The sequence below is a fragment of the Nocardia vulneris genome, assembly GCF_001613425.1.
Taxonomy (GTDB): domain Bacteria; phylum Actinomycetota; class Actinomycetes; order Mycobacteriales; family Mycobacteriaceae; genus Nocardia; species Nocardia vulneris.
On the sequence record NZ_BDCI01000033.1, the window covers coordinates 1 to 13,968 of the forward strand.

The window sequence follows — 13,968 nt, forward strand, 5'->3', positions numbered from 1 at the left end:
GACCGGAACCACCGCTACCGACGATCGCGACCGCGGGCGTGACCAGTCGCATCAGCGCGGGCAGCACGAACGCGACGCTGCACAGCAGCACGATCGCGACCAGCATGCGTTGCGCCTGTTCACCATCCGGCAGGCCGTTGGTCGCGGTCAGCGAATCCACATGGCCCGCAGTGGTGAACGCGATCATGTAGACGATCGCGGCCACCGGTTTCCACAGCATGAATGCGATGATCCAGCCGATCAGCTTCTGGTACGACTGTTTTCCGACATTCATCCCGGAGGCGGCCGCGGCGAGCGGCAGCACACCGGCGGCAATGATCAGCAGACCCTGACGCACGATGGCCAGCACGATCTGGGCGAGCGCGCCGAGCAGGCCGACGATCGCGATGATCAACACCAGGCCCGGCGAAAATGCCTGCAACTTACTGGTTTTCACCATCAGCTCGGCCAGGTCCTTGGCGTTGCCGTTGGTCGAATCGTTGATGATCCACTCGGAGAAGCGATCCGAGGCCTGGGTGCCCGCGACGATCACCGCGCCCAGCATCCAGGAACTGAACACCACCCGGGCGAACATCCGGAACGACTCGGCCGCCTCGTTCATCGTGGCCCCGCGTCTGGCCTCGGCGAGCCGGGCGCCGGACAGGATCACCGAGGCTATCAAGAGCAATATCTGAGCTTGATAGGTGTAATCGTTGATCTTGGTGAACAGCGAGCCGGAGTCGCTGGCCGCCTCGTTGGGCACCTTCATCCAGAAGGTCAACGCCAGGATGATGGCCTCGCCGAGGCCGTTCATCAGCGAGTCGACCACCTTGCCGAAGGTCGAATCCCAGGCCTTGTCCTTCACGGCGGTGGCGGCCTGGCCGGGATGCGAGGCGGCGTTGCCCGCCTTGCACGCGGCCGAGGCGGCGTCGCCGAGCGAGATGCCGGGCAGACCGACATTGTCGAGCGTGTCGTGGATTTCGTTGCACGTCTCGTCGAAGCCGTAGGTCTGTCCGTACGCGACCGTCGGCGTCGCGACCATCACCGTGAAGATGACCGCGAAAATCGTGAGTATTCGCCTCACCATTGTGTGCACCCCTCGCTGCTGCGCTGGTCGGCCGTCAAGTGTTTCCGCGCCTTTCTCACCGTGCTCACCATTTCGTCCACCCGCCGAGCGATTCGACGTACTCGGTCTGCGGGGTGTTGGACGTCGAGGGCTTGAGCCGCCAGTCGCCGGCGTCCCAGACCATGACCAGGCGGACCGCCGCCCACAGTTGTTTGCCGTCCACCACCGGCCCGCGCGTGGCGAGCCGGACGATGGCCAGATCGTCGGCGTAGTCGTCCACCTTGAACGCGTCCGAGGCGACGAAGTACTTGGTCACCTTCTCCGGCTGCTGCTCGGGCAGCTTGTCCGCCGCGAGCGCCCGGTCGTAGGCGGCGATCTGGGCCGCCGAGACCCGCACCTGCCGCACGTACAGGTCCCGGAAGGCCGGTCTCGCGTTGAGCCGGTAGGTGATCTGCGCCGCCGCCAGCACCGCGCCCTGCGGCGTGTGCGAATAGCCCACGGCCAGATTGTCTTCGATGCGGGTCGGCCCGTCGGAGGTGGAGAACGGCACCGACGCGCCGTAGACCCGCTGCCAGCCGTGCGCGGCGGTGGTGCCCTCGGGCGCCGCGGTCAGCCAGTCGCCGTCGTCCGGCTTGCGCTGGCGCGTCGGATCCTGCGGAAGGATCTGCCCCGCAGCGTTGTTCGGCACATCGACGCGCCGGCCGAGGATATCGACCTCGGGGTTGCCGAAGCCCGAGCCGCCGGCCGATTCCGCGGCCGCGGGGCCGGTCGCCGCCGCGCCGCCGTCGTCGCGGCTGACATACACGATGATTCCCACGATCACGATGAGCGCCAGCACGGCGGCGGACGCTACGGCACCGAAGGAGACGCGATCGCGCGCGTACGACTCCTTCTCACTCATGACTGCGGTGCCTCCAATTTCACGGTGTCGGTGGGTAATACGTCGATCGGATCGATCGGTCTGGCCATGGTGCCCGGATCGGGCAGGCGTAACCGCCAGTCCTGGCCGAACCATTCGACGGTGGTGTGGTTCACCGCCTTGGAGCTGTCGGAGTACTCGGTGTGCACATCGACGGTGCTGCGTTCGTCGGTGTACCCGGTGATCTTGTAGCCGAGCACTCTCGGCGCGTACTCGGGTGCGGCCGGGCCGGTGATCGAGAGCTGGAACCGGTTGATCGCCCACTCGTCCTTGGCCGGACCCGGAACGAGTTCGCGCGCCGCGACTTTCGCCCACTGACTGTCGGCGGCCACCGCGAGTCGCACCGCGTGCGTGATCGCGGCGACGCCCGCGCCGCGCGGCGAATGCTCGAAACCCGTTGCGGCGCCGTCGGCGACCGACTCGGGCCCCTGATCGGTATGCGGCAACGCCACGCCCTGGAACGGCTGCCAGCGCACGCCGGTCGGCGGCGCGGACAGGTCGGGTCCGGTCTGCTCGTCACCGCCACCGCAGCCCACCGTGGCGAGCAGCAGCGCGGCGCCGAAGGCCCCCGCCGTGGTCCCCCTGCGCTCGCTCACGTCGGCAGGAACGCCAAGGCGATCCCCGACGCTGTGCTGGCCACCGTCGCTCCGAGCAGACTCATCAGCACCCCGTGCGAGGCGTCGTTCATCGCCAGATCGCTGCGAAACGCGATCCACAGCCGGCCCGCCGAGACGATCATCCACGCCAGGCACACCAGCAGGACGAACCAGAGCAGCCAGTTCAGCAGCTGCATCAGCGGTTGCAGTACCTCGGCGGGCATCTGCTTGTAGGCGAGCAGCTCGACTGCCGACGCGCGCACGGTCTCCATCGCGGACATCAGGTTCCGATGACGGCGTTCATGATGGTGCCCGCGCTGGTCGCGACGACGCCGCCGATCATGGCTCCCGCCACCATCTTCGGCGACTCCAGCCCGCCACCGGTCCACTTCTCCCACGCGAATTTGCCACCCGCGTAGGTGATTCCGCAGATGCCGGAGAGCAGCACGAACCAGGTCAGGTAGCGCACCAACTGCAGGATCTTCTCCGAGCCCGGAGGCGCCTCGGGGGTCGGATTACCGACCTGCGCAAGGACGGTGCCGTACGTCTCCTGCACGGCGAGGAGAATCGTGCTCATCGGGTGCCTTTCTCGAAAGTAGTTGGGTCGTCGCCGATTCCATGCGTGAGGTCACTGATCGGGCGGCTTGCGGCCGCCCCGGTTCTGCGCCGGATCGTCGAGTTCCGCCTCCTCCAGTGCCGTGCGTGCCGCCGCGACGATGTCGGCGCCGAGCTCTCGGACATCGAGCGGTACCTCCTCCAGCGGGTCGATCTTGCGCTTCTTCGGTGGCATCGGGTCGCCCGGCGTCCACACCGGCAGCTTCTCCGGTTCTACCAGCGTCCACTCCTCGTACCACGGGACCTGCCACAACTGGCCGGCCAGCGAACCGACCACGTCGCGGTAGCGGCGGATCTCGGCGGGCAGCCGGCCGGGCCGGGCCGCGACGGTGATCAACCCGAGCACCTCGCAAGAACCCGCGAAACCCGAATGATGTTGGCGCAGTAGATCGTGCGCGCGGGTGAGCCCGGAGATGGTCTCCCTGGCCACCAGCACGACGAAGGGGGACTCGCGATCGAAGACGCCGGGCCAGCGCCGGCTCGAATCCGCCGCGGGCGCAAGCACATGCGCGAGGCTACTGGCGCCCGCGCCGCCGTGTACGCCCAGGAGCCAGACCAGCGGGGCGCGGCCGATCCCGGGCACCGGACGGTCCCAGATCGGGGCGCGCCGCGACTCCGGCGGGGCGACGACACCGACGGGCGCGGATTCGGGTTGTTGACGTCGAAAACTCATGGCGGCGGTCATGATGCCACCCCGGCGAGCAGGCGCCCATAAGCCCGGCGCGTCTCGATGGCCAACGAGGCGTGGCGGACCAGCTCGCCTCTGGCCAGGTGCGGGTCGTAGGGAATCTCACGGATATCGCGCACCCAGCCGGACAGGTGCTCACGCAAATGCTCGGCAACGCGCGATTCGGTGCCGGGGTGCTGGTGCGAGATGACGATGGTGGTGTCGCCGACGATGCCGCCGCCCTGCCCCTCCGAGGAGTCCCCGAACTGGTCGTCCAACCATTCCAGGGTGACCCGGAGCCGGTTCGCGGCGTCGGCGCGCGCCGGAATGGCAAGTACCAGAGCGACATCCGCGTCATCGAGCAGTGGCCGCAGCTGCCGTCCGGCAATCGGGCTGCCGCCGTCGTACACCGCGGTGTGCCCCGAGTCGTAGACCGCGCGCGCCACCGTGAGGTAGGTCGCCCGCCGGCGCAGCGGCGCCGAGTCCCGCCACAGCAGGCCGATACCCGAGGTCGCCCGGGACAGACATTCCTTCAGCGGCGCGGGTTCGTCGTCGCCGCGGCCGTATAGCCAGGACTGCAGGCTGATCGGGTGCAGGTGCTCGTCCGCGCCGCGCAGCGCGAGGTCGCTGCCCGCCTGCGTCGCGTCCACCGCGACCGTGGGGGTACCCGCCATGCCGAGCTCGCCGGCGATGCCCAGCGCCGTCGTGGTGGTGCCGGCGCCGCCGCAGCCGCCGACCACCAGGATCGGACGTTGTAACGGTTGTTCCGCGCCGGAACCACCGCCCTTGCCGCGCCGCAATCGCACCACCGGAGCCTTGGAGCGCCCAGGCTTGCCCGACGATTCACCCGCTTCGGGTGTCTCGTCGAGCCAGCGGCTCCAGTCCTCTCCCATCGCTTCCTGCTCTCCTCTACCCGGCCGCGATGCCCGTGATCAGGGTGCGGCCGTCGATCACCGCGGTGGTGACCGTCTGTTTGTTGTACGTGGCGGGCACGCCGCCGGGGCGGTACTCGGTGACCTCCACCGAGTACCGGTTGTCCGCGATGGTCACGATCCGCACGCAGTGGGTGGTTCCGGCGGGGATCGTATCGATGCCGCGTTGGATGGTCGCGGCGGGTGACACGGTCGCGTCGTCGGCGACCGCCTGCCTGGCCCGTTCGCCGGACCGCTCGACGTAGTAGGCGTACTGGAACGCCATGATGGCGTCGGGACCCGTTGCGGTGCTGCCCTTTTCGGCACCGCGCAGGATGGTCGCCGCGTGCTCGGTGGGGCAGGCGCCGTTCGGGCGATGGGTGGACACGCCTGCCTGCGACCGGCTGAGCAAGCTGTCGGTGCTCACGCCCGCCTGCACGCTGCCCGCGGTGAACTGCACCGAGGCGGCCGGCGTCGGCGTTCTGGGCGCGGCTCGGTGGCTCGCCGAATTCAGCAGGAACAGCACGCCCGCGGCCGCCGCGCCGAGCAGCAGTACCGCGATGACCAGCACCACGAACACCCGGGTCCGGCGCGACCCGCGCGCCCGGGCCTGCGCGCGCAGCGCACCGGACGAGCGCCGGCGCGGCTCGTCGAAGTGGTCGTAGTCGTCCTCGTCGGGCCACGGGAAGCGCACCAGGTCGGCGTCGCGCGGGGTGTAGTCGTCGTCCGGGCCGGGGGCGCGCCCCACCCAATCCGACCAGCCGCCGGTGAATTCGCTGCGCTGGGCGGCGAGTTCGGCGGGCACCTCGGGCGCGGGCTCGTCCCGGATGTAGTGCGGGTACCGGGCCGGGCCGTCGTCGTCGAGCGGTACCGCGTCCGTCTCGTCCCGGTGCACCGGGGCGGTTTCCGGCTCCAGTGCGCCGTACCACCGCGACAGATCTTTGTACGACTTCAACATTCCCCCATTCCCGCTGAGCGAGACGCATGATGCAGCATCGTCGGACCCTCTCGGCGATCAGTTCGTGGAGAACGGGTAGGTGTTGGCGGTGCCGGGTCGATCGGTGGGCGGAATCGACGTCGCGCCGCCGGATGAGGCGCCATCGGCTCCTGTCCCGAACGGAAATTGTCCCGTACCGGACGAATTCGGCGTAGTCGACGCGCCGGATTGCTCGCCGAAGAATCCCGTCGGTGGCTTATCTGCGCCACCTCGTGGACTGCCGTTCGCGCCGAATGCACCGGCGATATCGCGGGCGATCGCGGCAAACCAATCGGCCACGAAGGTCGTGGGTGTGTCACCGTTCGCGGCGACCGTCGCGGTGTTGTACGCGTGATGGCGCTGCACGGTGTCCCAATATCGCACCCAGGTGGTGGTATTGAGTAATTCGCTGTTGTCGGTGATGTTCTGCACGACCGCGTCGAAGGCCTGGTTCACCAAGCGAACACCCGTGGTCGGCGGCACGAGCTGAGTCAGCGCGCCCGCGAGTTTCGTCCCGAGCGAGAGCAGCGCGGCCGGCGGATTGGACAGCCCGGCGGTGGCCAGCTCGCTGATGGCGGCCGGGTTGAGCACCGTCTTCACCACCGCGACGACCGCGTTCAACCCGATCGTGCCGACCTTCACCAGCGCCTGCAGCGCGGCGGGCAGGTCGAGCGGGGTCCGCGGATCGGCGGCGTCGGCGAGCCGCTCGGAGATCGATTTCTTGGGCGAGAGCGACAGCGTGGCGAGCGAATTGCCCTGCACGTCCTCGTCGACCACCTTGGTGGCGGTCTTGATCGAGGTGTACGCCAGTGCCTGGGCGATGGAGACCAGCGAGGTGATCGGGTCGCCGCCGCTGAGCTTGGACTGGCCGACGACGTTGGTGACCGCCTTCAGAATCGGTGCGCCCTGCGGTGCGTCGCACGCCAGGTCACCCGCGGCGCAGAAACTCGCCACGCGGCCGGTGAGCGCCCCGAAATTGGCCGCCCGATCCCGGTCCGGGCCGATGCCGCCGCCGGTGGCCGGCGTCAGCGGCAGCGCGGTGAGTTCGGCCAACTGGTCGCCCGCGGTGCCCGGCGCGGGATCGGGCGTCGCCTTGCCCGGCGAGCCGGGGAACAGCGGGGCGCCCGCGTTGCGGGTCGGGTCGCCGAACAGGGCCACCGCGGCGACCTTGTCGGCGGGCAGCACCCCGTTCCCCTGCCCGACCTCCTGGGCGAAAACCGAAGCGACGTGCGCGCCCTGCGAGTAGCCGACCACCGCGAATCGGGTGTCGGCACACCGGTCGGCGACGTTCTTGGCCATCGTCCGCAGCCGGACCAGGCCGCCGGTGACCGATTCCGAGTACGGCACCGCGGCGCCGGCGGTTGCGCCGCCGAAACTGGATTCGTAGGGCACATAGGCGCGATCGACCAGGCCCGCGTCCGCCGCCTTGGCCAGCATCGGCCGGAAGACGGTGGACAGCATTCCGGTATCGGTGGACGGCGCGGCATCCGGCGACGATTCGCCCGTACCTTGAATTCCCAAGGCGTACAGTGCCGGACAAGCGCTGAGCGCGATGTTCGTCGATGGGCCCGCAGGTTTCGGCGGATCGGCTACGGCGATTCCCGCGGTAGCCACAGTCACGGCGAGTGCTGTCAGCACCCCCGTGACACCTGCCGAATAGTTAGTCATAGCGATCCGCAATCAATCCGTGTTGCCGCAGCTATCATCAACGCCATGAAACGCAATAGACCGTAACAGATTCCGGCTATTGCTGTGGCATCGCCGAAAAGTTTGCATGAACTGCCGAAAGCACTCTGACACATTCCGGCGTGCCGTCAATAACCCTCCGGCAACTTTCCGATGGTCCGAAAACGAGAGCAACTGGTCGGCGACCCACCCGTGACGCGAAATGCCCACCGCGACGCCAACTTCCGGCCGCGCAAGGGTGCCGGCATTCGGACAGAAACCACTCATCCGGCAAATGGATTGCCCAAATGTTGCCGACGCCAAAGCGAATGACACGTCAAGGGGAGCTGACCAGCAACTCGGATATCAGGCGGCGGAGGTAACGCGGTAGACGTCGTAGACGCCCTCCACATTGCGGACCACGTTCAGCAGATGGCCCAGATGCTTCGGATCGCCCATCTCGAAGGTGAACTTGCTGATCGCCACCCGGTCGCCGTGCGTAGCCACCGACGCGGACAGGATGTTCACCTTCTCGTCGGCGAGCACCTTCGTCACGTCGGAGAGCAACCGGGTGCGGTCGAGTGCCTCGATCTGGATGGCCACCAGGAACACCGAGGACGGCGACGGCGCCCAGGCCACCTCGATGATGCGTTCGGCCTGATCCTGCAGCGATCCGGCGTTGGTGCAGTCGGTGCGGTGCACACTGACCGCGCCACCGCGCGTCACGAAGCCCATGATCTCGTCGCCCGGCACCGGCGTACAGCACTTGGCCAGCTTGGCCACCGTGCCCGGCGCACCGGGAATCAGCACGCCCGCGTCGCCGGTGGTCCGCTGCCGCGCCGGGGTGGTCGACGGGGTGGACCGCTCGGCCAGCTCGTTCTCCACGTCACCGATGCCGCCCAGCTGCGCCATCAGGCGCTGCACCACGTGATGCGCGGAGACCTGATGCTCACCGACCGCGGTGTACAGCGTGGAGATATCGGTGTAGTGCAGTTCGTGCGCGACCGCGGTCATCGCGTCGACGCTCATCAGCCGCTGCAACGGCAGACCGACCCGGCGGACCTCCTTGGAGATCTGCTCCTTGCCGTTCTCCAGCGCCTCCTCGCGGCGCTCCTTGGCGAACCACTGCCGGATCTTGGCCTTGGCGCGCGGGGAGACCACGAAGTTCTGCCAGTCCCGGCTCGGCCCCGCGTTCTGTGCCTTCGAGGTGAACACCTCGACGACCTCGCCGTTCTCCAGCTGTCGCTCCAGCGCGACCAGTCTGCCGTTCACCCGGGCGCCGATGCACTTGTGCCCGACCTCGGTGTGCACCGCGTACGCGAAATCGACCGGGGTCGACTTCTGCGGCAGCGTGATCACGTCGCCCTTCGGGGTGAACACGAAGATCTCCGGCGACTTCAGGTCGAACCGCAGCGACTCCAGGAACTCGGCCGGGTCGGCCGCCTCCCGCTGCCAGTCGAGCAGCTGACGCATCCACGCCATGTCGTCGACTTCGGTGCTGTCGTTGGAGTGCTTGCCGCGGGTCTCCTTGTAGCGCCAGTGCGCGGCGATGCCGAACTCCGCGGTGCGGTGCATGTCCTGGGTGCGGATCTGCACCTCCAGCGGCTTGCCGTCCGGACCGACCACGGTGGTGTGCAGCGACTGGTAGACGCCATAGCGCGGCTGCGCGATGTAGTCCTTGAACCGGCCCGCCATCGGCTGCCACAGCGAGTGCACCACGCCGACCGCGGCGTAGCAGTCACGCACCTCGTCGCAGAGGATGCGGATGCCGACCAGGTCGTGGATGTCGTCGAAGTCCTTACCCTTGACGATCATCTTCTGGTAGATCGACCAGTAGTGCTTCGGGCGGCCCTCGACGATCGCGTTGATCCGGGAGGCCGCGAGGGTATTGACGATCTCGGCGCGCACCTTGGCCAGGTAGGTGTCGCGCGAGGGCGCCCGGTCGGCGACCAGGCGCACGATCTCGTCGTACTTCTTCGGGTGCAGGATGGCGAACGCGAGGTCCTCCAGCTCCCACTTGACCGTCGCCATACCGAGGCGATGGGCCAGCGGCGCAATGACTTCGAGCGTTTCCTTGGCCTTCTTCGCCTGCTTCTCCGGCGGCAGGAAGCGCATGGTGCGCATGTTGTGCAGCCGGTCGGCCACCTTGATCACCAGCACGCGCGGATCGCGCGCCATCGCGATGATCATCTTGCGGATCGTCTCGGCCTCGGCGGCCGCGCCGAGATTGACCTTGTCCAGTTTGGTGACGCCGTCCACCAGGTGCGCGACCTCGGGACCGAAGTCCAGGGTCAGCTGCTCGAGCGAGTAGCCGGTGTCCTCGACGGTGTCGTGCAGCAGCGCGGCCACCAACGTGGTGGTGTCCATGCCGAGCTCGGCCAGGATGTTGGCCACCGCGAGCGGGTGCGTGATGTACGGATCGCCGGACTTGCGGAACTGATGCTTGTGCCGCTCGTCGGCGACGTCGAAGGCGCGCTGCAACAGCGTCAGGTTCGCCTTCGGATACAGCTCACGATGCACACTGGCCAGTGGTTCAAGCACCGGCTTCACCGCGGCGATACCGCGCTGACCGGTCATCCGGCGGGCGAGCCTGGCGCGCACCCGGCGCGAAGCCGAGGTCGGCACCGCCGCGGTCGCGCCGGCCTGCCGGGCAGGGGTACCGGGTTTGGGCGGTTCTCCCCCGGTGGCGGCACCGTTCGACTGCGGGGCTCCTGCCGATTGCTCGACATTCGCCTCGCCCAAGTGCTGAGTCATGCCACCACCTCTCAGTGCCCACTGGCGGCGCGCACGGACCCTCCGTGGTTACGCAGGCTGCCGCCTCCGGGCCTGCCGTTCGCGCCGCGTGCCTCGATCGGACCACCCTATCCGACCGCTGCAACCGCCCAGACCACCAACTTTAGTCCCGACGGCGCAGTGCTGTCCGGTGCGCGACGACGGGGGTGCGGTATGGGGGTCTCGGGCCGGGTGACACGAGGTTCGCCGAGGACTCCGAGGCGTACGGGAAAGCGTGACATATCAGGCGTCGCGCGGAGGCGTTTGTCGCCGGAATGCTCGCTAGCGGATAGTGGCCACGTCGGTGGGCGGGCGGGTGATCATCGACCGGCCGTCGAAATCCGGACTCGGCGCGACGCCCAGCAGATCGAGCACGGTGGGGGTGATGTCGACCAGGGTGAAGCGGGAGGTGGTGCTGCCCGCGGCGAAGTCCGGGCCCCGGGCGATGACGAAATTCGTTGTCTCGTCCGCGGATCGGCCGCCGTGACCGCCCTTCGGGGTGTGCCCGTGATCCGCGGTGACCAAGATGGTCCAGCGCTCGCCCGGATTGGCCTGGGCCCGCGCGTCCACCGCGGCGGCGATCCGGCCGACCTGCGCATCGATGCGCCGGACGGCGTCGAGGTACTCGCCGGACGCGCCGCCATCCCGGTGACCGGCGTGATCGACCTGGTCCAGGTGCGTGAAAAGGAAGTCGGGCGCGAACTTGGTGACGGCGGTGACCACGGCGGTGGTGGTGGCCGCGTCGGTCTTCGCCTCGTCGGGGTCGTCCGGTACAGGCGGGGTGGAGACGACCACGTCGGCGCGCGGATCGCCGCTGCCCGTCATGGTCGCGATCTGATCCCAGGTGGCGATGGACTGGGTCTTGAGCGCCGGATCGGCGCGTTCGAGCTGGGTGAACACCGTCGGGTAGGCCGCGAACGGCGCGGCGGTGAAGTTGTTGTTCTCGATACCGTGCTTGCGGTCCCACACACCGGTCAGCACCGACGCCCAGGACGGGCCGGAGATGGTGATGTGCGGGGCGATCGAGGAGCGGCTGAGCAGCCCTTCGGCGCTGAGCCGCAACAGATTCGGGGCATGTACCTGCTGCACTTTGTCGAACATCAGGCCGTCCAGCCCGATCACGACGACCTTGTCCACGCGAGTGTCCGCCTGCGCCACACCGGCGGCCACGGGCAGCGGCAGCACGGTCGCGGCGGCGACGGCGAGGGCCTTGGCAACGAGGCGCATACCCCGAACCATGCGGGGTGCACCGGCCGCGCGGATAGCCTCCGCGGGGAGTGTTCATTGATGCTTCATCGCGCGCGGCAGTGCCCGTTGCCTCGCTGAACGAGGGTTGAACTTTTCATAGCCGAAAGCTATTCGACAAGCTCACGCGTGGGTAGCGGGTGGGTGAACGCCGGATTCCGGTTGACACCCGCGGCACCGGTGTGGCTGGCTGACGCCATGTCAGCCGATTCCGCGCGGCCCGGGGTGCGGGTCGCGGCCGTCGCGGACACCCATCTGCGCCCCGCTGTAGCCGGACGATTTCGTCCCGCTTTCTGCCGCTTGGCCGAGCAAGCGGACGTCCTGCTGCTCGCGGGCGATCTCACCGACGGCGGCACGCTCGCCGAGACCGACCTGCTCTGCGCCGAAATCGCCGACCTGCCGGTGCCGGTCGTCGCGGTGCTCGGCAACCACGATCACGACCGTCGGCTCGGCTATCGCATCGCCGCCCAGCTCACCGCGGTCGGCGTGCATATGCTCGACGGAACCGCGATCACCCTCGAGCTGAACGGTTTTCGGCTCGGCATCGCGGGCGTCATGGGCGGCAGCGGCGGCTTCCCCGGCTACCCCGGCAGCCCGGACACCGGCACCGTGGAGCACCGCGAACGGATGCGCCGCGGCCCGCTGGACGCGCTGCGGTTACAGCAGGCCCTCGACACCCTGGACACCGAACTGCGCATCGCCCTCATGCATTTCGCGCCGACCCTCGACACCCTGGTCGGCGAGCCGCCGAAGATCTACCCCGGCCTCGGTTGCGCCGACCTCGGCCGAGCCGTCGACGCAGGCATGGCCACACTCGCCATCCACGGCCACGCCCACGCCGGGACCGAAATCGGTTGCACACCAGGCGGTATCCCAGTCCGCAACGTCTCCTACCCCGTCCTCGGCCGCCCCTACGCCGTCTACACCCTCACCCCCACCTCGCCCTGGAAAGCTGACACCCCCGCTCGCCGCCGAACCCCGCGCACCAGCCACGACCAAGCGCACCGCTTCTAGGGGTTCGCACACCTTCTGAGCGGCAGACCGGGTGCGAACCCACAGAAGTAGTCAAATGCTTCCCCGAGCCCGCCCACGGCGGCGACCTGCCGCAGCCAACCGCCTAAGCGGTTCGGATCGCGAGCCGCGCGCCCGCGATGGCGTCCCCACCCCACACCCGGCCCGGTCCCCCATGAGCGCCCAGAAGGCCGCGGACAACCGGGCAACCGGGCAACTCGCCCCACGAACCGCACGCCAGTGGCTAACACGGCCCACCGGTCGATCGGGTCTCCAGCCCCGACTCCGGACGCAGGCGTGCGCCACTATGCAACTCGCCCCACGGACCGCATGCCAGTCGCAAACACGGCGCACCGGCCGCTCGGTCTCCGGCCCCGCCTCCGGGCGCGGACGCGGGCCACTATGCAACTCGCACTGCGAACCGCACGCCACTCGCGAACACGGCACACCGGTCGCTCGGGTCTCCGGCCCGCCTCCGGGCGCGGGCGGACAACCGAGCAGCTTTGCGCCAGCAGGCAACTCGCCCTGAGAAGGGCGGAATGTGGACTATTCCGCGGGGGGCTCGGGGGCGAAGGCCCAGATGGCGGCGGGGCGGCCGGTGGGTTTGACGCGGCGGCGTTCGGTGGTGCGGGCCAGGCCTGGGAGGGTGGCGAGAGTGCGGTTGAGGTTGGCCGGGTCGGGGCGGGCGCCGGCCAGGGCGGTGGTGGCTGCGACGGCGCGGGTGGCCGGGAACTCGTCGCCGATCAGGGCGCGGGTGAAGGGCAGGTCCTTCCACAGCAGGCCGGCGAGCAGCCCGCGGGCGGCCTCGACGATCCGGTTGTGGTCGAAGGCCAGCTCGGGCACCCCGTCGAACTCGACCCAGTGCGCGGGCCCCTCGTGCGGCCCGACCACCGCCCACATGGCGATCGAGAGCGTCGGTCCGCGGGGATCACGATTCGGTTCGTCGAAGGTCACCAGCTGACCGACCGCACCGATCGCCGCCTGCGGTACACCGAGTTTCGTGTGCACGGCCCGGCGTGCGGCCTCCGCCAACCGTTCCCCCCGCCCGAGCAGCACACCGGGCAACGCCAGCTCGCCGGCGAACGGATCCAGCGCCCGCGACGCCACCCCCAAGCGCACCTCGGCGTCATCACCCCAGAACCGCAACGTCACCACGTCCACCGAAACCACAGACTGCTCCACGCCGCCCAATCCTGCCCCACCCCAGCCACTCCGCCCCACGCGGCACATCATGTCCGCGTCACCGATTCCCGCCGGCCCGTTCGGCACACGGACAAGGCCCCCGCCTACGCACACCCACCGGTCCCGCTGTAGAGCGCCACCCGGTAATCAACTCTGTCGGGTCGGCTGCCGAGGTCGCAGCGCGCTTCATCGGCCGACCCCGCGCTGTCCCGTTCGGGTAGGTCGGTCGGTTGCCGAAGTCGCGGCGCGCTTCATCGGCCGACCTCGCGCTGTCCCGTTCGGGTTGGTCCGTCGCCTGCCGAGGTCGCGGCCCGTCGCATCCCGGGGCCCGCTTCGCGCCCCTTCTGAGCAGACGCACCCCTTT

General features: G+C 69.0%; 13 protein-coding genes. 1 reads left to right on the top strand and 12 read right to left on the bottom strand.

Going from position 1 to position 13,968, the window contains the following annotated elements; genetic code table 11:
* The 11 genes from NVU01S_RS29560 to NVU01S_RS29610 form a co-directional block, all read right to left on the bottom strand.
* On the bottom strand, nt 1–1,066 hold a 1,066-nt coding region (locus tag NVU01S_RS29560; protein ID WP_063048190.1), incomplete at its 3' end, for a TrbL/VirB6 family protein.
* Between the two features lie 64 nt (nt 1,067–1,130).
* Entirely contained in the window at nt 1,131–1,946 is an 816-nt protein-coding gene (locus NVU01S_RS29565) for a DUF8175 domain-containg protein (protein WP_043679986.1), read from the bottom strand.
* Nucleotides 1,943–2,560 carry a DUF8175 domain-containg protein gene (locus tag NVU01S_RS29570; protein ID WP_014986526.1) on the bottom strand — a complete coding sequence of 206 codons (618 nt, stop codon included), beginning with the start codon at nt 2,558–2,560 and terminating at the stop codon, nt 1,943–1,945. Before NVU01S_RS29570 ends, NVU01S_RS29565 begins: the two co-directional genes overlap by 4 nt.
* Nucleotides 2,557–2,841 (bottom strand): hypothetical protein, encoded by a 285-nt coding sequence (locus NVU01S_RS29575; RefSeq protein ID WP_052281265.1) that lies wholly within the window; start codon nt 2,839–2,841, stop codon nt 2,557–2,559. The genes NVU01S_RS29570 and NVU01S_RS29575 overlap by 4 nt, the downstream gene beginning before the upstream one ends.
* The gene (locus NVU01S_RS29580; RefSeq protein ID WP_014986528.1) at nt 2,841–3,137 is read right to left on the bottom strand and encodes a hypothetical protein; all 297 of its coding nucleotides are present in this window, start codon (nt 3,135–3,137) and stop codon (nt 2,841–2,843) included. The genes NVU01S_RS29575 and NVU01S_RS29580 overlap by 1 nt, the downstream gene beginning before the upstream one ends.
* A 51-nt stretch (nt 3,138–3,188) precedes the next feature.
* Nucleotides 3,189–3,860 carry a DUF6668 family protein gene (locus tag NVU01S_RS29585; protein WP_052281264.1) on the bottom strand — a complete coding sequence of 224 codons (672 nt, stop codon included), beginning with the start codon at nt 3,858–3,860 and terminating at the stop codon, nt 3,189–3,191.
* The gene (locus NVU01S_RS29590; protein ID WP_014986530.1) at nt 3,857–4,735 is read right to left on the bottom strand and encodes a MinD/ParA family ATP-binding protein; all 879 of its coding nucleotides are present in this window, start codon (nt 4,733–4,735) and stop codon (nt 3,857–3,859) included. Before NVU01S_RS29590 ends, NVU01S_RS29585 begins: the two co-directional genes overlap by 4 nt.
* A gap of 16 nt (nt 4,736–4,751) precedes the next feature.
* Complete coding sequence (locus NVU01S_RS29595; RefSeq protein ID WP_043679982.1) at nt 4,752–5,711, bottom strand: DUF8176 domain-containing protein; 960 nt, start codon at nt 5,709–5,711, stop codon at nt 4,752–4,754.
* Nucleotides 5,712–5,768: 57 nt separating this feature from the next.
* Nucleotides 5,769–7,397, bottom strand: a complete 1,629-nt coding sequence (locus tag NVU01S_RS29600) for a cutinase family protein (RefSeq protein ID WP_043679978.1) — start codon at nt 7,395–7,397, stop codon at nt 5,769–5,771.
* A 363-nt stretch (nt 7,398–7,760) separates the two neighbouring features.
* On the bottom strand, nt 7,761–10,148 hold the full coding sequence (locus NVU01S_RS29605) for a RelA/SpoT family protein (RefSeq protein WP_014986533.1): 2,388 nt from the start codon (nt 10,146–10,148) through the stop codon (nt 7,761–7,763).
* A gap of 300 nt (nt 10,149–10,448) precedes the next feature.
* Nucleotides 10,449–11,393, bottom strand: a complete 945-nt coding sequence (locus NVU01S_RS29610; RefSeq protein ID WP_043679970.1) for an alkaline phosphatase family protein — start codon at nt 11,391–11,393, stop codon at nt 10,449–10,451.
* Between the two features lie 216 nt (nt 11,394–11,609).
* Between NVU01S_RS29610 and NVU01S_RS29615 the strand changes: the two genes are divergently transcribed.
* On the top strand, nt 11,610–12,425 hold the full coding sequence (locus tag NVU01S_RS29615) for a metallophosphoesterase family protein (protein WP_052281268.1): 816 nt from the start codon (nt 11,610–11,612) through the stop codon (nt 12,423–12,425).
* Between the two features lie 543 nt (nt 12,426–12,968).
* On the opposite strand, the gene NVU01S_RS29620 is transcribed toward NVU01S_RS29615, so the two are convergent.
* Complete coding sequence (locus NVU01S_RS29620; protein WP_043680042.1) at nt 12,969–13,604, bottom strand: NUDIX hydrolase; 636 nt, start codon at nt 13,602–13,604, stop codon at nt 12,969–12,971.
* Between the last annotated feature and the right edge of the window lie 364 nt (nt 13,605–13,968).

Coding starts and splice junctions, on each gene's coding strand:
- NVU01S_RS29615 (WP_052281268.1), top strand. CDS start 11,610: ATGTCAGCCGATTCCGCGCGGCCCGGGGTGCGGGTCGCGGCCGTCGCG.
- NVU01S_RS29590 (WP_014986530.1), bottom strand. CDS start 4,735: ATGGGAGAGGACTGGAGCCGCTGGCTCGACGAGACACCCGAAGCGGGT.
- NVU01S_RS29585 (WP_052281264.1), bottom strand. CDS start 3,860: ATGACCGCCGCCATGAGTTTTCGACGTCAACAACCCGAATCCGCGCCC.
- NVU01S_RS29575 (WP_052281265.1), bottom strand. CDS start 2,841: ATGTCCGCGATGGAGACCGTGCGCGCGTCGGCAGTCGAGCTGCTCGCC.
- NVU01S_RS29580 (WP_014986528.1), bottom strand. CDS start 3,137: ATGAGCACGATTCTCCTCGCCGTGCAGGAGACGTACGGCACCGTCCTT.
- NVU01S_RS29610 (WP_043679970.1), bottom strand. CDS start 11,393: ATGCGCCTCGTTGCCAAGGCCCTCGCCGTCGCCGCCGCGACCGTGCTG.
- NVU01S_RS29595 (WP_043679982.1), bottom strand. CDS start 5,711: ATGTTGAAGTCGTACAAAGATCTGTCGCGGTGGTACGGCGCACTGGAG.
- NVU01S_RS29565 (WP_043679986.1), bottom strand. CDS start 1,946: ATGAGTGAGAAGGAGTCGTACGCGCGCGATCGCGTCTCCTTCGGTGCC.
- NVU01S_RS29600 (WP_043679978.1), bottom strand. CDS start 7,397: ATGACTAACTATTCGGCAGGTGTCACGGGGGTGCTGACAGCACTCGCC.
- NVU01S_RS29605 (WP_014986533.1), bottom strand. CDS start 10,148: ATGACTCAGCACTTGGGCGAGGCGAATGTCGAGCAATCGGCAGGAGCC.